Source organism: Pseudomonas sp. GW823-FHT04A03 (assembly GCF_058796615.1).
In genome coordinates this window covers 1082751-1102727 of sequence record NZ_JBXAIV010000001.1, presented here as the reverse complement: position 1 = coordinate 1102727, position 19977 = coordinate 1082751, and the positions used below count along the sequence as shown (strand labels likewise).

Annotated in this window: 19 protein-coding genes; 5 read left to right on the top strand and 14 right to left on the bottom strand. The window is 61.8% G+C overall.

Annotated elements, in window-relative coordinates; translation table 11 throughout:
• Position 1: 1 nt before the first annotated feature.
• From AC1Q9F_RS04595 to ribBA, 5 genes are all read right to left on the bottom strand, one after another.
• Complete coding sequence (locus AC1Q9F_RS04595) at positions 2–1156, bottom strand: ABC transporter ATP-binding protein (RefSeq protein WP_007957395.1); 1155 nt, start codon at positions 1154–1156, stop codon at positions 2–4.
• Between the two features lie 17 nt (positions 1157–1173).
• Positions 1174–1983, bottom strand: a complete 810-nt coding sequence (locus tag AC1Q9F_RS04590; protein WP_007957396.1) for an ABC transporter permease — start codon at positions 1981–1983, stop codon at positions 1174–1176.
• Between the two features lie 6 nt (positions 1984–1989).
• Positions 1990–2937, bottom strand: a complete 948-nt coding sequence (locus AC1Q9F_RS04585; protein ID WP_085603052.1) for an ABC transporter permease — start codon at positions 2935–2937, stop codon at positions 1990–1992.
• Complete coding sequence (locus AC1Q9F_RS04580) at positions 2934–3959, bottom strand: ABC transporter substrate-binding protein (RefSeq protein WP_492618822.1); 1026 nt, start codon at positions 3957–3959, stop codon at positions 2934–2936. Before AC1Q9F_RS04580 ends, AC1Q9F_RS04585 begins: the two co-directional genes overlap by 4 nt.
• Positions 3960–4125: 166 nt before the next feature.
• Positions 4126–5235 (bottom strand): bifunctional 3,4-dihydroxy-2-butanone-4-phosphate synthase/GTP cyclohydrolase II, encoded by a 1110-nt coding sequence (gene ribBA / locus AC1Q9F_RS04575; RefSeq protein WP_039766885.1) that lies wholly within the window; start codon positions 5233–5235, stop codon positions 4126–4128.
• A 65-nt stretch (positions 5236–5300) separates the two neighbouring features.
• Here ribBA and AC1Q9F_RS04570 point away from each other — a divergent pair, with 65 nt between their 5' ends.
• On the top strand, positions 5301–5597 hold the full coding sequence (locus AC1Q9F_RS04570) for a DUF1330 domain-containing protein (RefSeq protein WP_492618823.1): 297 nt from the start codon (positions 5301–5303) through the stop codon (positions 5595–5597).
• A gap of 133 nt (positions 5598–5730) precedes the next feature.
• Here AC1Q9F_RS04570 and AC1Q9F_RS04565 read toward each other — a convergent pair whose 3' ends face one another.
• The 7 genes from AC1Q9F_RS04565 to AC1Q9F_RS04535 are packed head-to-tail and all read right to left on the bottom strand — an operon-like array spanning position 5731 to position 10941.
• Complete coding sequence (locus AC1Q9F_RS04565; RefSeq protein ID WP_007957402.1) at positions 5731–6294, bottom strand: NUDIX hydrolase; 564 nt, start codon at positions 6292–6294, stop codon at positions 5731–5733.
• A 1-nt stretch (position 6295) separates the two neighbouring features.
• Positions 6296–7048: a GntR family transcriptional regulator gene (locus tag AC1Q9F_RS04560; RefSeq protein WP_085603063.1), complete on the bottom strand. Its 753-nt coding sequence runs from the start codon at positions 7046–7048 to the stop codon at positions 6296–6298.
• Between the two features lie 58 nt (positions 7049–7106).
• On the bottom strand, positions 7107–7496 hold the full coding sequence (locus AC1Q9F_RS04555; RefSeq protein WP_007957404.1) for a carboxymuconolactone decarboxylase family protein: 390 nt from the start codon (positions 7494–7496) through the stop codon (positions 7107–7109).
• A gap of 12 nt (positions 7497–7508) precedes the next feature.
• Positions 7509–7994: a flavin reductase family protein gene (locus AC1Q9F_RS04550; RefSeq protein WP_085711335.1), complete on the bottom strand. Its 486-nt coding sequence runs from the start codon at positions 7992–7994 to the stop codon at positions 7509–7511.
• Between the two features lie 12 nt (positions 7995–8006).
• Complete coding sequence (locus AC1Q9F_RS04545; protein ID WP_085603065.1) at positions 8007–9488, bottom strand: aldehyde dehydrogenase; 1482 nt, start codon at positions 9486–9488, stop codon at positions 8007–8009.
• Entirely contained in the window at positions 9485–10318 is an 834-nt protein-coding gene (locus AC1Q9F_RS04540) for an alpha/beta fold hydrolase (protein WP_085603067.1), read from the bottom strand. Before AC1Q9F_RS04540 ends, AC1Q9F_RS04545 begins: the two co-directional genes overlap by 4 nt.
• Positions 10319–10350: 32 nt before the next feature.
• Complete coding sequence (locus AC1Q9F_RS04535; protein WP_007957412.1) at positions 10351–10941, bottom strand: amino acid synthesis family protein; 591 nt, start codon at positions 10939–10941, stop codon at positions 10351–10353.
• Positions 10942–11265: 324 nt separating this feature from the next.
• Between AC1Q9F_RS04535 and AC1Q9F_RS04530 the strand changes: the two genes are divergently transcribed.
• Both AC1Q9F_RS04530 and AC1Q9F_RS04525 read left to right on the top strand, forming a co-directional pair.
• Positions 11266–12294 carry a WD40/YVTN/BNR-like repeat-containing protein gene (locus AC1Q9F_RS04530; protein ID WP_492618824.1) on the top strand — a complete coding sequence of 343 codons (1029 nt, stop codon included), beginning with the start codon at positions 11266–11268 and terminating at the stop codon, positions 12292–12294.
• 28 nt (positions 12295–12322) lie between these two features.
• Positions 12323–14707, top strand: a complete 2385-nt coding sequence (locus tag AC1Q9F_RS04525) for an efflux RND transporter permease subunit (protein WP_492618825.1) — start codon at positions 12323–12325, stop codon at positions 14705–14707.
• 82 nt (positions 14708–14789) lie between these two features.
• Here AC1Q9F_RS04525 and AC1Q9F_RS04520 read toward each other — a convergent pair whose 3' ends face one another.
• Positions 14790–15509, bottom strand: a complete 720-nt coding sequence (locus tag AC1Q9F_RS04520; RefSeq protein WP_115078210.1) for a FadR/GntR family transcriptional regulator — start codon at positions 15507–15509, stop codon at positions 14790–14792.
• Between the two features lie 186 nt (positions 15510–15695).
• On the bottom strand, positions 15696–17432 hold the full coding sequence (locus tag AC1Q9F_RS04515) for an IlvD/Edd family dehydratase (RefSeq protein WP_011334608.1): 1737 nt from the start codon (positions 17430–17432) through the stop codon (positions 15696–15698).
• A 193-nt stretch (positions 17433–17625) separates the two neighbouring features.
• Between AC1Q9F_RS04515 and AC1Q9F_RS04510 the strand changes: the two genes are divergently transcribed.
• Entirely contained in the window at positions 17626–18948 is a 1323-nt protein-coding gene (locus AC1Q9F_RS04510) for an MFS transporter (protein ID WP_007957417.1), read from the top strand.
• 35 nt (positions 18949–18983) lie between these two features.
• Positions 18984–19976 carry an AraD1 family protein gene (gene araD1 / locus AC1Q9F_RS04505; protein ID WP_492618826.1) on the top strand — a complete coding sequence of 331 codons (993 nt, stop codon included), beginning with the start codon at positions 18984–18986 and terminating at the stop codon, positions 19974–19976.
• Position 19977 lies beyond the last annotated feature (1 nt).

The following is a 19977-nucleotide window of genomic DNA, read 5'->3' as shown; positions in this document are numbered from 1 at the left end:
ATCAGTGCGCGCCGGCAGCTTTATTCAGATCGCTCTCAGCCCACTCGGTATAGACGCATGCATCCGCCGTCGCCCAACGCACCCGAACCGGATCCCCAGCCTTCAACGGCATCCCCGCCGCCGACAATGCTTTCACGGTCATGGACGTGCCACCCGACGTGACCACACTGCACGTCTGACTCTCCCCCAGAAACAACACCTCAACCACCTTCGCCGAAACCTCATTCCAGCCCGCTGCCAACGGCTCACTCGCCGCCTGCTGCACACTCAACGCCAACGCCTTCTCTGGACGCACCATCAACAAAACATCCTGCCCGGTCTGCAATCCAGCGGTGAGACGGATCGACAGCGACTCCCCCTCAAAACTCGCCGCCGCATTACCCTGCGCCTTGAGCTTGAGAAAGTTCGAGTTACCGAGAAACGACGCCACAAACGCATTCGGCGGATTCTGATAAAGGTCATACCCGCTGCCGAGCCCGACAATCTTGCCGTGACTGAAAATCGCGATGCGCTGGGACAGGCGCATGGCTTCTTCCTGGTCGTGGGTCACGTAGACGATGGTGATGCCGAGGCGGCGGTGCAGCTGGCGTAATTCATCTTGCAAGTCTTCACGCAGTTTCTTGTCCAGCGCACCGAGCGGTTCGTCCATCAGCAGAATGCGCGGCTCGTAAACCAGCGCCCGGGCGATGGCGACTCGTTGCTGCTGGCCGCCGGACAGTTGCGAAGGGCGGCGATGGGCGAATTGTTCCAGCTGCACCAGTTTCAGCATCGCATCGACGCGTTTGTCACGTTCAGCCGCAGCGAGTTTGCGGATCGCCAACGGGAACGCGATGTTGTCGCGCACCGACAGATGCGGGAACAGCGAATAACGCTGGAACACCATGCCGATATCGCGCTTGTGCGGCGGCACATTGACCAGCGACTGACCGTTGACCAGGATCTCGCCGCTGCTCGGGGTTTCGAAGCCGGCGAGCATCGATAGCGTGGTGCTTTTGCCCGAGCCGCTGGAGCCGAGGAAGGTGAGGAATTCGCCGTCCTTGATGTCCAGCGAGATGTTGTCCACGGCGGCGAAATCGCCGTAGTGCTTGTTCAGGTTGCGCAGGCTGACCAGGGGTTTGTCGTTCTGCTGGGATGCGTCTTTGATCACGGCACTCATGTCGTACTCCTGGGCGCTCAGGCGCTGATTTCGTTGCGCCGGCGCAGGGCGGCGGCGATCACCATGACCAATACCGACAGGCCGATCAGCAGCGTCGAAGCGACGGCGATCACGGGCGTCAAGTCCTGGCGCAGGGTGGTCCACATTTTCACGGGAAGGGTTTGCAGGGTCGGGCTGGCCATCATCACGCTGAGCACCACTTCGTCCCACGAAACCAGAAAGGCGAAGAGGGCGCCGGCCACCATCCCCGGACGGATCGCCGGAAAGGTCACCTTGAACACCGCTTGCAGGCGTGACGCCCCGCAGATCACCGCTGCGTCTTCAATCGACTGATCGAACAGCTTCAGCGAGTTGATGATCGAGATGATGGTGAACGGCAGCGCGACGATCACATGGCTGACGACGAAGGCGAACATCGTCCCGGTGTAACCGAGCTTGAGGAACAGCGCGTACACCGCCACGGCGATGATCACCAGTGGCACGATCATTGGCAGGGTGAACAGACCGTATAGCATTTCCCGGCCGGGAAAGCGTCCGCGCACCAGCGCGAAGGCCGTCGGCAAACCGAGGGCGACGGCGCAGATCGTGGTCAGCACCGCGACCTTGAGGCTGGCCAGCGCTGCGCTCATCCAGTCGGCATTGGAGAAGAACTGCACGTACCATTTCAGCGTCCAGCCCGGTGGCGGGAACACCAGCCACTGGGACGAACCGAACGACAGCAGGACGATGAACACGATCGGCAACAGCAGGAACAGACCGATCAGCCCGGTGGTGAAATACAGGCCGAAGCGCATCCGGCGACTCATGGCATTGGGCGTCAGGAGCATGTCGGCTTACCTCGCGTTACTGGCGCCAACCGGGGATTCCGGTTGCAGCTTCAGGTAGACGTAGAACAGCACCAAAGTGATAACGATCAGCAACGCGGCGCCGGCGCTGGCCAGGCCCCAGTTGAGGAACGACTGCACCTGCTGAATGATGAATTCCGGCAGCATCATGTTTTGCGCTCCGCCCAGCAGCGCCGGGGTGACGTAGTAACCGAGCGACATCACGAACACCATCAACCCGCCGGACGCCAGACCCGGCCGGCACAGAGGCAGGAACACCCGGAAGAAGTTGGTCCACGGGCTCGCGCCACAGATCGAGCCGGCCTGCAGGATCATCGGGTCGATGGCCTGCATGGTCGCCTGCAACGGCAGCACGATGAACGGGATCATGATGTAACTCATGCCGATCACCACGCCGGTCAGGTTGTGCACCATTTCCAGCGGCTGATCGATGATGCCCATGGCCATCAGGGCTTTATTGATGACGCCCGAAGCCTGCAACAGCACCAGCCAGGAATAGGTGCGGGCGAGGAGGCTGGTCCACATCGACAACAGCACGATGTTGAGGATCCAGCGACCCCAACCCCGTGGCACCAGGGTGATCGCCCAAGCCAGCGGGAAGCCCAGCAGCAGGCTGAACACGGTCACCAGTCCCGCCACCGAAAAGGTGTTGAACAGCACCCGCGCATACGCCGAGTTGGCGAACAGTTGCTCATAGTTGCCAAGGCCCGGCACCGGCTCCAGCACGCCGCGCAGCAACAAGCCAATCAGCGGTGCGAGAAAGAACAGACCGAGGAACAGCAGCGCCGGCGCGAGATTGCCGGCGCCGCGCCAGCGTTGCTTGAGGGACGGGGCTTGCGCCATGGCACTCGCCTTTTTGCCTTCAGCCAGGCCGGCAGCGCTCGGGGCGCTCCCGGTGGCAGTGGAGGGACGGGACGCGGTGGCCGCCATTTTCATTTGACCAGCCATTCGTTCCACCGTGTCGCGATGGCCGGACCGTTCTTGGCCCAATACGCGAAATCAAGAGTGATCTGATCCTTAGCGTAGGCAGTCGGCAGGTTCGGGGCCAGCGTCGAGTCCAGACGCGCCACGCTGTCGACGTTGACCGGGGCGTAGGCGGTCAGGTTGGAGAAGTCGGCCTGGCCTTTGGCACTGCTGGCGCTGGCCAGGAACTTCATCGCCGCGTCCTTGTTTTTCGCGCCCTTTGGTACGACCAGAATGTCGGCCATGACCAGGTTCTGTTTCCAGCTCACGCCAACCGGTGCGCCGTCTTCCTGCAGGGCGTGGATCCGGCCGTTCCAGAACTGGCCCATGCTCGCTTCACCGGAGGCCAGCAGTTGCTGCGACTGCGCACCGCCGCCCCACCAGACGATGTCTTTCTTGATGGTGTCGAGTTTCTTGAAGGCGCGATCCAGATCCAGCGGGTAAAGCTTGTCGGCTGGCACGCCGTCGGCGAGCAGCGCCAGTTCGAGCACGCCGGGGCTCGGCCATTTATAGAGGGCGCGTTTGCCGGGGAAGGTCTTGGTGTCGAACAGCGCGCTCCAGTCCTGCGGCTTGCTGGCACCAAGTTTGCCCTCGTTGTAGCCGAGGACGAAGGAGAAGAAGAACGAGCCGACGCCGTAGTCGCTGACGAAACGCGGGTCGATCTTGTCGCGCTGGATCTGTTTGAAATCGAGGGGTTCGAGCAGGCCTTCGGAGGCGGCGCGCAGGGCGAAGTCGGCTTCGACGTCGACCACGTCCCATTGCACGTTGCCGCTTTCGACCATGGCCTTGAGTTTGCCGTAGTCGGTCGGGCCGTCCTGCACGACGGTGATGCCGCTGGCCTTGCTGAACGGATCGGCCCAGGCCTGTTTCTGCGCATCCTGGGTGCTACCGCCCCAGCTGACAAAGTTCACACTCTCGGCGGCCATCGCGGCCTGACCGGTCACGCTCAGCAGTCCCGCAAGAAAGATCGCGGTTGCAGCTTTGTTCAACACCATTTTTACGCCCTCATTGTTGTGTTTTTGAGCGGGCTTGCGTTGTTGCCCGCCTGTCGGGAGCAGTAGCTGGACGGTTTTTCAGGTCGTCCGGTCTATGGAATATCATATTATGGTATTCCAAACTTTGTGCAAGCACTTTGCCGTACCGGCTATCTGGCGAACGGGGTTATTCGGTAAAAGGAATGCTCTCGACCACTTCCAGATCGTAGCCGGTCAAACCGGCATATTTCAGCGGTGGGCCCAGGTGGCGTAGCTTGCCGACGCCCAGGTTTTGCAGAATCTGCGCCCCAGTCCCGACCTCTGAATAGATCCGCGATTGCGAGCGACTGAACTGCCGTGGTGGTTGTGTCAGTTGCGGAATGCGCTCCAGCAACGCCTGCGACGACTCATGATTGGCCAGCACCACGACCACGCCATGCCCTTCGGCGGCGACACGTTGCAGCGCTGCCCACAACGTCCAGTTCGTCGGCCCGCTGTACTCGGCGCCAACCAGATCCCGCAGCGGATCGATCACGTGCACGCGGACCAGCGTCGGTTCCTCACGGCGCAATTCGCCCATGACCATCGCCATGTGCACGCCACCCTCGATGCGATCTTCAAAGGTGATCAGGCGGAACGTGCCATGCACCGTCGGCAACTCCCGTTCGCCGATGCGCTCGATGGTGTGTTCAGTGCTCAGGCGATAGTGGATCAGGTCGGCAATGGTGCCGATCTTGATCCCGTGCTTGCGGGCAAAGATTTCCAGATCCGGGCGGCGGGCCATGGTGCCGTCGTCGTTCATCACTTCGACGATCACCGAGGCGGGCGTGAAACCCGCCAGCCGCGCCAGATCACAACCGGCTTCGGTGTGGCCGGCGCGGGTCAGCACGCCACCTTCCTTGGCGCGCAGCGGAAAGATATGGCCGGGCTGCACCAGGTCTTCAGCGCGTGCGTTCGGCGCCACCGCAGCGGCCACCGTACAAGCGCGGTCAGCGGCGGAAATCCCGGTAGTCACGCCGACCGCCGCTTCGATAGAAACCGTGAACGCGGTGCTGAATACACTGCCATTGCTCGGCACCATCTGCTCCAGCCCCAGACGCTGGCAATGATCGTCAGTCAACGTCAGACAAATCAGCCCCCGAGCCTCACGGGCCATGAAACTGATCGCCTCGGGCGTGCAACGATCAGCTGCCAGCAGCAGGTCGCCTTCGTTTTCCCGGTCTTCGTCATCGACCAGCAACACCATTTTGCCGAGGCGATAATCTTCGATGATTTCTTCGATGCTGTTGAAGGCCATGCTGAACTCTCGATAGGATTGAAATTCGTGGTATACCATAATACAAATTCAACCAAGAGGTCACTATGAAGGCGTACTGGATTGCACACGTGGACATCACCGATCCCGATCACTACAGCCAATACACCGAGCGCGCGCCAAAGGCGTTCGCCGAGTTCGGCGCGAAGTTTTTAGCCAGAGGCGGGCGCAGCGAAGCGATGGAAGGTCGGGCGACGCCGCAGCGCAGCGTGGTGATTGAATTCGACAGCTACGAGCAGGCAGTGGCGTGCTACCACTCGGCGGCGTATCAGGAAGCGAAGAGCTACCGGGAGGAGTGGGCGCGGGCGGAGATCATCATTGTGGAAGGCATCGCCTACCTCTGATCGTTCCCACGCTCTGCGTGGGAATGCAGCCCGGGACGCTCCGCGTCCCTTCCAGAGCCGAACGCGGAGCGTCCGAAGAGGCATTCCCACGCGGAGCGTAGGAACGATCAGGAACAGAAGGACAGGTAATATTTCAGCGCATGAAATGAATCTTGCCGCTGTCGTCATTGCCCATGTACATGCCATATACCCCGGCCTGGCGTTCCTCGATGTAGCGTTCGAGGATCTGCCGGATCGCCGGGTAGTAGATCTGCTCCCACGGGATGTCTTCGGGGGCGAAGAACTTGCAGGCGAGGGTTTCCGGGCCGTACTGGCCGGTGATTTCCAGCGCGAGGGCGCGGAAGATGATGTAGACCTCGCTGATCTTCGGCACGCTGAAGATCGAGTACGGCGAGACGATTTCCGCGCGTACGCCGCTTTCTTCCCAGACTTCGCGCAGGGCGGCCTGTTCGGTGGTTTCGCCGCTTTCCATGAAACCGGCGGGCAGGGTCCAGGTGCCGGGGCGCGGGGGAATCGCCCGTTGGCACAAGAGGTATTTGCCGTCCTGCTCGATGATGCAGCCGGCGATGATTTTCGGGTTTACATAGTGGATGTAGCCGCAGCCGCGGCACATCAGGCGCTCGTGCGTATCGCCCGGCGGCACCTGCTGACCGAGGTCGGCGCCACCGCATTTCGGGCAAAAGCTCGGGCTGAACATGTCAGTGACCTATGCGCGGTTCTTTCAGCGCGATGGGCAGGGTGATCGGCGGTGTGGCGCCGGTCTCTTCCTGTTTGCGCTTCAGATAATCGAGGGCCACGGCAGCCGCAGCGCGCACGTGATCGACGCACGCCTGATGCGCCGCCAGCGGATCGCCGCTCTTGATCGCCTCGACCATTTTTTCCATCTCGTGATTACTGGCGCCGCGACGGTTTTCCTGGGACACCGACGTCGCGCGCAGGTAGCTGATGCGCGCCTGCAACTGACGCAACTGAGTGGCCGCGACATGGTTGCCGGAGCCTTCCAGCAGCACGTCGTAGAAACCCTGCACCGAATCGATCACCTGTTGTAGTTCGCCGTCCTTGAGCGCCTTGCGGTTCTCGTCGAGGGCTTTTTCCAGGGCCTTGATGTCCTTGGCCTTGGCGCGCAGGGTGAACAGCTGGACGATCAGGCCTTCGAGCACGCAGCGCAGCTCATAGATGTCGACCGCATCGGCGAGAGTGATGATCGCCACGCGCGGGCCCTTGGCGTCGGCGAATTCCACCAGGCCTTCGGATTCCAGGTGACGCAAGGCTTCACGCACCGACGTACGGCTCACGCCCAGGCGATCGCACAGATCGCGCTCCACCAGGCGATCGCCCGGCAGCAGCTGGAAGTTCATGATGGCGCTTCGCAGTTTATCCAGCACGATTTCGCGCAGGGTGACGGGGTTGCGATTGACCTTGAAGCTGTCGTCGAGTGGCAGGCGTTTCATGGGGTCCGCTCTTTAAGGTGGCTGTCCATGCCAGACGGGCATCAAAACAGCCGAGGGGTTAACTGGAGGCCTCGGCGTCGGCTTCGGCGAAGGCTTCACGGGCGAGCCGGAAACTGTCCACGGCTGCCGGGACGCCGCAATAAATACCGACCTGAAGCAGAATTTCGCGTATTTGCTCACGACTCAGGCCGTTACGCAAGGCGCCGCGCACATGCAGTTTCAGTTCGTGCGGGCGGTTGAGCGCCGAGATCATCGCCAGGTTGATCATGCTGCGCTCCTTGAGCGACAGGCCTTCGCGTCCCCAGACATGGCCCCAGCAGTATTCGGTGACCATTTCCTGCAGCGGGCGGGTGAAGTCGTCGGCGTTCTCGATCGAGCGCTGCACATAGGCTTCGCCCAGCACCTGGGTGCGGATCTTCAGGCCTTGCTCATACTTTTCGTTGCTCATGTGTTCCTCCGCTCACCCCAGTGTCGGCAACGCGCCGAGCTTGCCCTTGTGATAGATCATCGGCGTCACCGGTTGCGCCGGCAGGATCAGGTTCTTCACCGCGCCGACGATGATCGCGTGGTCGCCACCGTCGTATTCACGCCACAACTCACACTCGATGATCGCCGTGGCTTTAGCGAGGATCGGGTTACCGAGCTCGCTCAAATGCCAGTCGATGCCGTTGGCCTTGTCCTTGCCTTTGCCGGCAAAGGCGTAGGCCTCGGCGGTCTGGTCGGCGGACAGCAAATGGATCGCGAAACGCTTGCTGTCGCGCAGCACCGGGTAGGTGTCGGAAGCGTAGTTGGGGCAGAACAGCACCAGCGCCGGATCAATCGACAGCGCACTGAAGGCGCTCGCGGTGATGCCGACGATGCCGCCGTCCGGGTCGAGGGTGGTGACCACCGTGACCCCGGACGGAAACGAGCTCATGACGTCTTTGTAAATGCCGGGTTCGATCATGTCGCAGGACTCCTAACGCATCACAAACGGATCAGGCATCGGCGCCTGGGAGAGGTTGATCCACACCGTTTTCAGTTCGGTGTAGGCCAGCACCGAATCGATGCCGCTTTCGCGTCCATAGCCACTGTTCTTGAAGCCACCGATCGGTGCCATTGCCGACACCGCGCGGTAGGTGTTGACCCAGATGATCCCCGAGCGCACGTCCCGGGCCAGGCGATGGGCGCGGCCCAGGTCGCGGGTCCAGATGCCGGCGGCGAGGCCGAACTGCGAGTCGTTGGCGATCGCCAGCGCTTCGGCTTCGTCTTTGAAGCGGATCACCGAGGCCACCGGCCCGAACACTTCTTCCTGCATGATCTTCATCGAATTGCGATCGCACTCGAACAGCGTCGGCTCATAGAACCAGCCGTCACCGACGCCACTCGGACGCTTGCCACCGAGACGCAGGCGCGCGCCTTCGGCGATGGCATCCGCTACCAGACCTTCAACCACCGCCAGTTGCTGCGCGGTGGCCATCGGGCCCATTTCGCTGCTGTCGTCCTGCGGGTTGCCGATGCGGATGCGCTGGGCGCGCTCCACCAACCGGCTGACGAATTCGTCGTAGATTTCATCCTGCACCAGCAGTCGCGAACCGGATACGCAGCTCTGCCCGGACGCCGCGTAGATCCCGGCGATGGCGCCATTGATCGCGCTGTCGAGATCGGCGTCGGCGAAGATGATGTTCGGTGATTTGCCACCCAGTTCCAGCGACAACTTGGCGAAGTTCTCGGCGCTGCTGCGCACCACATGCCGGGCCGTGGCCGCGCCGCCGGTGAAAGCGATCTTGCGGATCAGCGGATGGCGGGTGAGGGCGGCGCCAGTGCTCGGGCCGTAACCGGTGACCACGTTGACCACGCCCGGTGGAATCCCGGCCTCGAGAGCCAGGCGTGCCAGCTCCAGAATGGTCGCCGATGCATGCTCGGACGGCTTGATCACGATGGTGTTGCCCGCTGCCAATGCCGGCGCCAGTTTGATCGCGGTCAGATACAGCGGGCTGTTCCACGGAATGATCGCGGCGACCACGCCCATGGCTTCGTGCACGGTGTAGGCGAACAGATCGGGTTTATCCAGCGGCAGAGTGCCGCCTTCGAGCTTGTCGGCGAGGCCGGCGGTGTAGTGGAAGAACTCCGGCAGATAGCCGACCTGACCCCGGGTTTCACGGATCAGCTTGCCATTGTCGCGGCTTTCCAGCTGCGCCAGTTGTTCCTTGTTTTCAGCGATCAGGTCACCAAGACGACGCAGCAGTTTGCCGCGCGCAGTGGCGGTCAAGCCACGCCATGCCGGGCTGTCGAAAGCGGTCTGTGCCGCTTGTACGGCGCGTTCGACGTCGGCCTCATCCGCGTCGGGCAATTCGGCCCAGGGTTCGGCCAGCGCCGGGTTGAGGCTTTCGAAAGTCTTGCCGGAGAGGGCGTCGACCCACTCTCCGCCGATGCACATCTGGAAGCGTGCGAGCGTCATGCAACGATCCCCTTTATATGGTTTTGTCGGGCGTGTGCGGTGTCGAGAAATTCCAGCAGCGTCTGGTTCACCAGCCGTGGCGACTCTACCGGCATCATATGCCGTTGCTCGGGCAGCACGGCAACCTTCGCGCCGGGAATGCGCGCGGCCAGTTGCTCGGCCATTTCCGGGGTCGATCCAGGGTCCAGTTCGCCGGTGGCGATCAGCGTCGGCGCCTGGATGCTGCCCAGGTCGTCGGCGCGGTACATGTCCTGGGTGGCGAACAGTTCGTAGGTGGTCAGGTAGCCCTGCGGATCATTGCCGGCCAGGGTCTGGCGGATCGCGGCGATCTGCGCCGGGTTGGCCGCCTGATATTCACGGCTGAACCAACGCGACAGGGCCGCTTCGGCATTCGCATCAGGCCCGTGTTCGGCAGCCTGCGCCGTGCGGGCGATGACGCCAGCGCGCTGCTCTTCGCTGCGGTTGAACACGCTGTTGAGCACCACCAGGCTTTTCAGGCGCTCCGGGTAATGCAGGGCAAACGCCCGCGCCACCAGACCGCCCATGGAAAAGCCGATCACCGACGCCTCGGGCAATTGCAGGTGGTCGAGCAGCTCCAGCAACTGATCGGCATAACCGAGCAGGGCGGTGCCGCTGGCCGGTCGCGGGCTGGCGCCATGGCCGAGCATGTCGTAGGCGATCACCCGGTATTGCGTGGCCAGGCCAACAATCTGGCCGCCCCACATTTCTTTGTTCAAGCCCACACCGTGGATCAACACCACGGGTTGGCCTTGGCCGGTCGCCAGATAACTGGTGCCGGCCGGGGTGAGTTCAGCGGTGAGCCGAATCATGGAGCGCTCCTGCAATGCCTTTTTTATTGTGATTACTGGGCTTTTTCGGCGGCCAGTTCTTCCAGATCGATGTAGCGGTTGCCGATGCGCGGGTGCAGGCGACCACCGTCGGCGCAACCGAGCACCACGACGATTTCGTCGGCGCGCGGGGCGTCTTCGATCTGCATTTCCAGGGTGATGTAGTGCGAGCGCAGGCCTTCGTCGTCCTTGTGCATCATCGGAATCTGAATCGAAGTGCCCGGACCGCCGCGCTTGTTGGTGAAGCTCAGGTAGCTCTTGGCCTTGACCGCCTCACGGTAGTGATTGCCGAAGCGCAGGGTGTGGATCACCGCCGACGCATGCTCGATTTCGCCGTCGGCGCCGACCACCGCGGCTTTGCCGTAGGCCTCGATCTTCTCGGCACCGCCGATGATGCCCACCAGACGCTCGACCATCATTGCGCCGAGGTCCGAGCAATTGGCGCGGATCTGCGGCTTGAGGTCTTCGACAAAGCCGTTGCCGACCCACGGGTTCTTCATCACGACGGCCAGGCCGACCATGGTCACCGGTGTGTCGGACGCCTTGCCGCCTTCGATGAAGGTTTCTTCGACATAGCTGACGATCTTGCGAATTTCGAAACTCATGAGCTGCTCCGTAGGGGATAAAGAGTGTCTGTGCGTCTGATGGTATACCATAATACCGATCGTGCAAGTCCCCCTCGCAAGAATCCCTGCCATCAGTCGGACGAATGCCCGCGCATTCAGCTGCCGCTGTAGTCCCTTTCGGTTAACAAAAGATAACGTTGCGCCGATTGTCAGACGTTTCGAATGCCCGATAGGATGAGCCAGCTTCCGAAGGGGCTCTGGATGGCGGGTTTCAGGACTATGCTTGTGACCAGGCAGTCACCGTGAGCACCCTTGCGGCGCCCTTAAGGTCCATGACCAACAATAATAAACAGGGGAAGGTCTATGAGTCGTTGCCGCCCGCCGGCGTTACGCAACACCGCGTTGCTGGCCACAGCACTCTCTCTGCTGGGCTTTGCCACATTGTCGGCGCCGGTTCTCGCCGCCGAAGCGCCTGCCGACGTGGTCTATTCCACCGAATCGGCCAAGGCCTCGAAAAGCCTGATGCTCGATGTCGTTCACGCCGGAACCCGGCTGGTGGCGGTCGGGGATCGCGGGCACATTCTCTATTCCGACGACCAAGGCAAGACCTGGACCCAGGCCAAAGTGCCGAGCCGCCAGTTGCTGACTGCCGTGTATTTCGTCGATGACAAGCACGGCTGGGCGGTCGGCCACGACGCACAGATCCTCGCCAGCGAAGACGGCGGCCTGACCTGGACCAAACAGTTCGAAGACCTCAAGCGTGAATCGCCGCTGCTCGACGTCTGGTTCAAGGACGTCAACAATGGTCTGGCCGTAGGTGCCTACGGCGCGCTGCTGGAAACCACCGACGGCGGCAAACACTGGGAAGACGTCAGCGATCGCCTCGACAACGAAGACCAGTTCCACCTCAACGCCATCGCTTCGGTAAAGGACGCCGGCCTGTTCATCGTCGGTGAGTCGGGCAGCATGTTCCGCTCCGCCGACTGGGGCCAGACCTGGGAAAAACTCGAAGGCCCGTACGAAGGTTCGCTGTTCGGCGTGATCGGCACGGCGCAACCGCAAACCCTGCTGGCCTACGGTCTGCGCGGCAACCTTTACCGCTCCACCGATTTCGGCAGCACCTGGGAGCAGGTCGAACTGAAAGCTGCGCGCGGTTCGCTGGAGTTCGGCCTGTCCGGCGCCACACTGCTTGAAGACGGCTCCATCGTCATTGTCGGCAACGGCGGCTCGGTGGTCAGCAGCAGTGACAACGGCGAAACCTTCAGTGTGTTCAACCGTCCGGATCGCATCTCGCTGTCGTCGGTCACCGCCGCCGGCAACGGCAATCTGATCCTGAGCGGGCAGGGTGGCGTTCGCGTGACTACTGCGAACGGCGCCGAGCTGGGCAAATGAGCCGAATCAATAATAAGAAGGCGGGGCTATGACTTCCTTGAGCACTCATCATCAGGACAAGGCGACGTTTCTCGAGCGCCTGATCTTCAACAACCGCCCGGCAGTGATCGTGATCTGCCTGCTGGTCAGCATTTTCCTGTTCTGGCAGGCCACGCTGATCCGCCCGTCCACCAGTTTCGAAAAGATGATCCCGCTCAAGCATCCGTTCATTGAAAAGATGATGGAGCACCGCAACGACCTGGCGAACCTGGGCAACACCGTGCGCATTTCGGTGGAAGCGAAGGATGGCGACATCTTCTCCAAGGAGTACATGGAGACCCTGCGTCAGATCAACGACGAGGTGTTCTACATCTCCGGCGTCGACCGTTCCGGCCTCAAGTCGTTGTGGAGCCCGAGCGTGCGCTGGACCGAAGTGACCGAGGAAGGTTTTGCTGGCGGCGAAGTGATCCCACAGAGCTACAACGGCTCTCAGGACAGCCTCGACATGCTGCGCAACAACGTGCTCAAGTCCGGTCAGGTCGGGCGTCTGGTGGCCAACGACTTCAAGTCGAGCATCGTCGACATCCCGCTGCTGGAGTCCTACCCGGATCCGCAGGACCAGGGCAAGCTGCTGGCGCTGGACTATCGCCAGTTCTCCCATGAGCTCGAAGACAAGATCCGCAACAAGTTCGAAGCGCAGAACCCCAACGTCAAGATCCACATCGTCGGTTTCGCCAAGAAGGTCGGCGACCTGATCGACGGTCTGGTGATGGTGGTGATGTTCTTCGGCATCGCGTTCGTCATCACCCTGATCCTGCTGCTGTGGTTCACCAACTGCCTGCGCAGCACTGTGGCGGTGTTGAGCACCACGCTGGTGGCGGTGGTCTGGCAACTCGGGTTGATGCACTTCTTCGGGTTCGGACTCGATCCGTATTCGATGCTGGTGCCGTTCCTGATCTTCGCCATCGGGATTTCCCACGGCGTGCAGAAAATCAACGGGATCGCCCTGCAATCCGGTGAGGCGGACAACGCGCTGACGGCCGCACGACGGACTTTCCGTCAGCTGTTCCTGCCGGGGATGATCGCGATTCTGGCGGACGCCGTCGGCTTCATCACGCTGCTGATCATCGACATCGGCGTGATCCGCGAGCTGGCCATCGGCGCTTCCATCGGCGTGGCGGTGATCGTGTTCACCAACCTGATCCTGCTGCCGGTGGCGATTTCCTATGTCGGCATCAGCAAGCGCGCCATCGCCAAGAGCAAGAAGGACGCGCACCGCGAGCATCCGTTCTGGCGCTTGCTGTCGAATTTCGCCAACCCGAAAGTCGCCCCGATTTCCATTGCCCTGGCGCTGGTCGCCTTCGGTGGCGGTCTCTGGTACAGCCAGAACCTGAAGATCGGCGACCTCGACCAGGGCGCGCCGGAACTGCGTCCGGACTCGCGCTACAACAAGGACAACAACTTCATCATCAGCAACTACTCGACCAGCTCCGACGTGCTGGTGGTGATGGTCAAGACCAAGTCCGAAGGCTGCTCGCGCTATGAAGCCATGGCGCCGATCGACGAACTGATGTGGAAGATGCAGAACACCGAGGGCGTGCAGTCGGCGATCTCGCTGGTGACCGTGTCCAAGCAGATGATCAAGGGCATGAACGAGGGCAACCTGAAATGGGAAACCCTGTCGCGCAACCCGGACGTGCTGAACAACTCCATCGCCCGGGCCGATGGCCTCTACAACAACAGTTGCTCCTTGGCGCCGGTGCTGGTGTTCCTCAACGACCACAAGGCCGAAACCCTGGATCGCGCGGTGCATGCGGTGCAGGACTTCGCCAAGGAAAACAACAAGGAAGGCCTGGAATTCATCCTCGCCGCCGGTAACGCCGGGATCGAAGCGGCCACCAACGAGGTGATCAAGAAGTCCGAGCTGACCATCCTGATCCTGGTGTACATCTGCGTGGCGGTCATGTGCATGATCACCTTCCGCTCGTGGGCGGCGACCTTGTGCATCGTGCTGCCGCTGGTGCTGACCTCGGTGCTGGGCAACGCGCTGATGGCGTTCATGGGCATCGGCGTGAAGGTTGCGACCCTGCCGGTGGTGGCGCTGGGTGTCGGGATTGGCGTGGACTACGGCATCTACATCTACAGCCGCCTGGAAAGTTTCCTGCGTGCCGGCCTGCCGTTGCAGGAAGCCTATTACCAGACCCTGAAATCCACCGGTAAGGCGGTGCTGTTCACTGGTCTGTGCCTGGCCATCGGCGTGTGCACCTGGATCTTCTCGGCGATCAAGTTCCAGGCCGACATGGGCCTGATGCTGACCTTCATGCTGCTGTGGAACATGTTCGGTGCGCTGTGGCTGCTGCCGGCACTGGCGAAGTTCCTGATCAAGCCGGAGAAACTGGCGGGGCAGAAGGGGAATTCTCTGTTTGCTCACTGATCCGGTTGGCTGAAATGAAAAAGCCGCAACCTTAGGGTTGCGGCTTTTTTATGTCTGCGGTGTGGGCAGGCGCACTAAAGGCTTACGAAAGATCCGCCCCAAGCACAACACTCAAGGCACTGCGCGCATCATCCAGCTGCACCAACGTCGCATGCCGCGCGCCCAACGCATCCCGATTCTCGATCGCCGTCAAAATCGCCTTGTGCCGAGGCAACGCCAGTTCATGCAGATTCGGCCGCTGATTCGAATGCTTCAGCGCCTCGGCAATCGCCACCGACAGCATGTTGCACAGGTTCGCCAGCAAATCGTTATGGGTCGCGTCGGCAATCCGGCTGTGAAAATCCAGATCCGGTTGCAGCAAGGCTTCCGGGGTCGGCGCGGCTTCCATGCGCTGGTAAGCCTCGGCAATCGATGCGATGTCGGCATCGGTCGCATGCTGGGCGGCGAGGGCGGCGGCGGCCGGTTCGATGATGCTGCGCACACTGGTCAGGACGTTGAAGAATTCATTCTGCGGGCTGCTTTGCATCAGCCAGTGCAGCACGTCCGGGTCGAGCATGTGCCATTCGCGGCGTGGCTTGACCACGGTGCCGACGCGCGGTTTCGAATACACCAGGCCCTTGGCGACCAGCACCCGCGTGGCTTCGCGCAACACCGGCCGGCTGACCGCGTATTCCTCGCAGAGCAAGGCTTCGGCGGGCAGCTTGTCGCAGGGCAGAAAGCGTCCGGAAACAATCTGCATGCCCAGTTCCTGGACGATGCGCGAGTGCATGCTTTTACGGTCGGAAGGTTTGCGGTAATCCATGGGGAGTGGCGCGATCCTGAGCGATGGAGATGCCGCGCATCATAGCAGGCGTGGCTCATTCTTGAGGGGGATACACAAAGCAAATGTGGGAGCGAGCTTGCTCGCGATAGCGGAGTGTCAGCCAACCTGGATGTTGAATGATAAATCGCAATCGCGAGCAAGCTCGCTCCCACAGGGGCGGTGGTGTTAGTGAGAGTGGCGGGGGACTTCAGCCCCTCGGCAACCGACGAGGAAGTCGAAGTCACACCCCTGATCCGCCTGCAGCACATGGTCGATGTACAGCTGACGATACCCACCCACCAACAGCTGTTGCGGCGGTTGCAGATCCGCCATGCGCGCCGCCAGTTCAGCGTCCGGAATGTCCAGATGCAAACGCCCGCTGGCGCAGTCCAGCTCGATCCAGTCACCTTCCTTCACCGCCGCCAAAGGCCCGCCGGCCGCCGCTTCCGGGGCGACGTGCAACACAACGGTGCCGTAAGCGGTGCCGCTCATTCGCGCGTCGGAGATGCGCACCATGTCGGTCACGCCCTGTGCCAGCAGTTTGGCCGGCAGCCCCATGTTGCCGACTTCCGCCATGCCCGGATAACCCTTCGGCCCGCAGTTCTTCATCACCAGAATCGAGTTGGCATCGACGTCCAGTTCCGGGTCGTTGATCCGCGCCTTGTACATGTCGAAGTTCTCGAACACCACGGCGCGACCACGGTGCTGCATCAGTTCCGGCGTGGCGGCTGACGGCTTGAGCACCGCACCCAGTGGCGCCAGGTTACCGCGTAACACGCAGATGCCGCCGTCGGCGCGGATCGGGTTGTCGAGGGTGCGGATCACTTCGTCTTCGCCGTAGATCGGCGCGTCCTTGGTGTTCTCGCCGATGGATTTGCCGTTGACGGTCAACGCGTTCGGGTTGGGGATCAGATTGGCCTCGCCGAGACGGCGCAGCACGGCCGGCAAGCCGCCCGCGTAGTAGAACTCTTCCATCAGGAAACGCCCGGACGGTTGCAGGTCGACGATGGTCGGCATGCCACGGCCGATACGGGTCCAGTCGTCCAGATCCAGCTCGACGCCGATGCGCCCGGCGATGGCTTTGAGGTGGATCACCGCGTTGGTCGAACCACCAATCGCTGCGTTGACCCGGATCGCGTTTTCGAAGGCTTCCTTGGTCAGGATCTTCGACAGTTTCAGGTCTTCACGCACCATCTCGACCGCCCGCATGCCGGACATGTGCGCCAACACATAACGCCGCGCATCCACCGCCGGAATCGCCGCGTTGTGCGGCAGGGAAGTGCCGAGTGCTTCGGCCATGCAGGCCATGGTCGACGCGGTGCCCATGGTATTGCAGGTACCGGCCGAGCGGGACATGCCGCCCTCGGCCGCAAGGAAATCGTCAATCGTGATGGTGCCGGCCTTGACCTGCTCGCTGAGCTGCCAGACCACGGTGCCGGAGCCGATGTCCTTGCCCTTGTGTTTACCGTTGAGCATCGGCCCGCCGGTGACGACGATCGCCGGCACGTCGCAACTGGCCGCGCCCATCAGCAGGGCCGGGGTGGTCTTGTCGCAACCGGTCAGCAGTACCACGCCGTCAATCGGGTTGCCGCGAATCGCTTCCTCGACGTCCATGCTCGCCAGGTTGCGGGTGAGCATGGCGGTCGGGCGCAGGTTCGATTCGCCATTGGAGAACACCGGGAATTCCACCGGAAAACCACCAGCCTCGATCACCCCGCGTTTGACGTGCTCCGCGATCTGGCGGAAGTGCGCGTTGCACGGGGTCAGTTCCGACCAGGTGTTGCAAATGCCGATGATCGGCTTGCCATGGAACTGATGGTCGGCGATGCCCTGATTCTTCATCCAGCTGCGGTACATGAAGCCGTTCTTGTCGGCCGTGCCAAACCATTGGGCGGAGCGCAGGGTGGGTTTCTTATCAGACATGATCGATTCTCTTATTGTAAGACTATTGTTTGCGAGCTTCGGCTAAACATAAGCGCAAAATCGGCGGTTTGGAAGTGTTGTTGCGTAATTAGTATTACTATATAGTCGATTTCGACGGAGAGATGGCCCTGGCGATTTTTCGCGAGAGGCGTCCCCCGAGGTTCCATAAAAACAACAATCGGAGACCGATCTCATGAGCCAGGAACTGCGGCTTGTCCGGCGCATCACGCTGAAACTGATTCCCTTCCTGATCCTGCTGTACCTGATCGCCTATGTGGATCGCTCTGCCGTCGGCTTCGCCAAGCTGCACATGGGCGCCGACATCGGTATCGGTGATGCCGCCTACGGCCTCGGCGCCGGGCTGTTTTTCATCGGCTACTTTCTATTTGAAATCCCTAGCAATTTGATGCTCGAACGCTTTGGCGCACGGCGCTGGTTCGCGCGGATCATGATCACCTGGGGCGCGATCACCATCGGCATGGCCTTCGTCCAGGGCCCGCACAGTTTCTACGTGATGCGCTTTCTGCTTGGCGCGGCGGAGGCGGGGTTCTTTCCCGGCGTTCTGTACTACATCACCCAATGGTTCCCGGTGCGCCATCGCGGCAAGATCCTCGGGCTGTTCATCCTTTCTCAACCCATCGCGATGATGATCACCGGCCCCGTGTCCGGCGGTTTGCTGGGCATGGACGGCATCCTCGGTCTGCACGGCTGGCAGTGGCTGTTCATCGTCATCGGCACCCCGGCGATCCTGCTGACCTGGCCGGTATTGCGCTGGCTGCCGGACGGCCCGCAGCAAGTGAAATGGATGGACCAGGCCGAGAAGGACTGGCTGACCGGCGAGTTGAAAAAGGACCTGCAGGAATATGGCCAGACCCGTCACGGCAATCCGCTGCATGCGCTGAAAGACAAACGCGTGCTGCTGCTGGCGCTGTTTTATCTGCCGGTGACCCTGAGCATTTATGGCCTGGGCCTGTGGCTGCCGACCCTGATCAAACAGTTTGGCGGCAGCGATCTGGTGACCGGTTTCGTGTCGTCGGTGCCGTACATCTTCGGGATCATCGGCCTGCTGATCATTCCGCGCAGTTCCGACCGTTTGAATGATCGCTACGGCCATCTGGCGGTGCTGTATGTGCTGGGCGCCATCGGCCTGTTCCTCAGCGCCTGGCTGTCGTTGCCGGTGGCGCAACTGGCGGCGTTGTGTCTGGTGGCGTTCGCGCTGTTTTCCTGCACGGCGGTGTTCTGGACTTTGCCGGGGCGGTTCTTTGCCGGCGCCAGTGCGGCGGCAGGCATTGCGCTGATCAACTCGGTAGGCAACCTTGGCGGCTACATCGGCCCGTTCGTGATCGGCGCCTTGAAGGAATACACCGGCAACCTCGCTTCGGGCCTGTACTTCCTGTCCGGGGTGATGGTGTTCGGGCTGATTCTGACGGGCGTCGTCTATCGCTTGCTGGAGCGCAAGCATGTGCTGCCGGTCGAGCAATTTGCAGCGAGTGCACGCGGTGCGACACGCACCTGATTTCGATCCAGGATTTGTTTTAACAGGAGAACATCATGCATCTGGTTCAATTCGAATTGAGTAGCGGCGAGCGCCGTGTCGGGGTGGTCGAGGACGGTCTGGTGCGTGAAGTGCAGGACGCGCGTACGGTTCGCGATCTGGCCCTGGCCGCGATCGAGGCCGGCAGCACCCTCGCGCAGCAAGTGCAAACCCTCGGCCTGGGCATCAGCCACGATTACGCCGAATTGCTGGCCAAACTGCGGATCCTTCCGCCGCTGGACCACCCGGACCCGGCGCACCTGCTGGTCAGCGGCACCGGCCTCACGCACCTCGGCAGCGCCTCGGCCCGGGACAAGATGCATCAGCAGGCCGGCGACGAAGCGGCGTTGACCGACACCATGCGCATCTTCAAGTGGGGCGTGGAGGGCGGCAAACCGGCGGCGGGGCAGGCCGGCGTGCAACCAGAATGGTTCTACAAGGGCGACGGCAGCATTGTCGTGCGTCCCGGTCAGCCGTTCCCGCTGCCGCCGTTTGCTGAAGACGCCGGCGAGGAACCGGAAATGGCCGGCCTCTACATCATCGGCCACGACGGCAAGCCGTATCGCCTCGGTTTTGCGGTGGGCAACGAGTTCTCCGATCACGTCATGGAGCGCAAGAATTACCTGTACCTGGCCCACTCGAAGCTGCGCAGTTGCAGCTACGGCCCGGAGTTGCGCGTCGGTGAGCTGCCGCAACATCTGGCCGGCACCAGCCGCATCCTGCGCGACGGCGAAGTGCTGTGGCAGAACGAGTTCCTCAGCGGCGAGGCCAACATGTGCCACAGCCTGGCGAACCTCGAATACCACCACTTCAAGTACAGCCAGTTCCTGCGTCCGGGCGACGTGCATATTCACTTCTTCGGCACCGCGACCCTGTCGTTCGCCGATGGCATTCGCACTCAGCCGGGCGACGTGTTCGAGATCAGCCAGGCCGAATTCGGCGCACCGCTGGTCAACGGCATCGCCCCGGTCGCAGCGGCATTCGAACCGCACAGCATCGGCACCCTTTAAG

Excerpts from the sequence above, each read along its gene's own strand:
- AC1Q9F_RS04595 (WP_007957395.1), bottom strand. The coding sequence starts at position 1,156 with ATGAGTGCCGTGATCAAAGACGCATCCCAGCAGAACGACAAACCCCTG.
- AC1Q9F_RS04590 (WP_007957396.1), bottom strand. The coding sequence starts at position 1,983 with ATGCTCCTGACGCCCAATGCCATGAGTCGCCGGATGCGCTTCGGCCTG.
- AC1Q9F_RS04585 (WP_085603052.1), bottom strand. The coding sequence starts at position 2,937 with ATGAAAATGGCGGCCACCGCGTCCCGTCCCTCCACTGCCACCGGGAGC.
- AC1Q9F_RS04580 (WP_492618822.1), bottom strand. The coding sequence starts at position 3,959 with ATGGTGTTGAACAAAGCTGCAACCGCGATCTTTCTTGCGGGACTGCTG.
- ribBA (WP_039766885.1), bottom strand. The coding sequence starts at position 5,235 with ATGGCCTTCAACAGCATCGAAGAAATCATCGAAGATTATCGCCTCGGC.
- AC1Q9F_RS04570 (WP_492618823.1), top strand. The coding sequence starts at position 5,301 with ATGAAGGCGTACTGGATTGCACACGTGGACATCACCGATCCCGATCAC.
- AC1Q9F_RS04565 (WP_007957402.1), bottom strand. The coding sequence starts at position 6,294 with ATGTTCAGCCCGAGCTTTTGCCCGAAATGCGGTGGCGCCGACCTCGGT.
- AC1Q9F_RS04560 (WP_085603063.1), bottom strand. The coding sequence starts at position 7,048 with ATGAAACGCCTGCCACTCGACGACAGCTTCAAGGTCAATCGCAACCCC.
- AC1Q9F_RS04555 (WP_007957404.1), bottom strand. The coding sequence starts at position 7,496 with ATGAGCAACGAAAAGTATGAGCAAGGCCTGAAGATCCGCACCCAGGTG.
- AC1Q9F_RS04550 (WP_085711335.1), bottom strand. The coding sequence starts at position 7,994 with ATGATCGAACCCGGCATTTACAAAGACGTCATGAGCTCGTTTCCGTCC.
- AC1Q9F_RS04545 (WP_085603065.1), bottom strand. The coding sequence starts at position 9,488 with ATGACGCTCGCACGCTTCCAGATGTGCATCGGCGGAGAGTGGGTCGAC.
- AC1Q9F_RS04540 (WP_085603067.1), bottom strand. The coding sequence starts at position 10,318 with ATGATTCGGCTCACCGCTGAACTCACCCCGGCCGGCACCAGTTATCTG.
- AC1Q9F_RS04535 (WP_007957412.1), bottom strand. The coding sequence starts at position 10,941 with ATGAGTTTCGAAATTCGCAAGATCGTCAGCTATGTCGAAGAAACCTTC.
- AC1Q9F_RS04530 (WP_492618824.1), top strand. The coding sequence starts at position 11,266 with ATGAGTCGTTGCCGCCCGCCGGCGTTACGCAACACCGCGTTGCTGGCC.
- AC1Q9F_RS04525 (WP_492618825.1), top strand. The coding sequence starts at position 12,323 with ATGACTTCCTTGAGCACTCATCATCAGGACAAGGCGACGTTTCTCGAG.
- AC1Q9F_RS04520 (WP_115078210.1), bottom strand. The coding sequence starts at position 15,509 with ATGGATTACCGCAAACCTTCCGACCGTAAAAGCATGCACTCGCGCATC.
- AC1Q9F_RS04515 (WP_011334608.1), bottom strand. The coding sequence starts at position 17,432 with ATGTCTGATAAGAAACCCACCCTGCGCTCCGCCCAATGGTTTGGCACG.
- AC1Q9F_RS04510 (WP_007957417.1), top strand. The coding sequence starts at position 17,626 with ATGAGCCAGGAACTGCGGCTTGTCCGGCGCATCACGCTGAAACTGATT.
- araD1 (WP_492618826.1), top strand. The coding sequence starts at position 18,984 with ATGCATCTGGTTCAATTCGAATTGAGTAGCGGCGAGCGCCGTGTCGGG.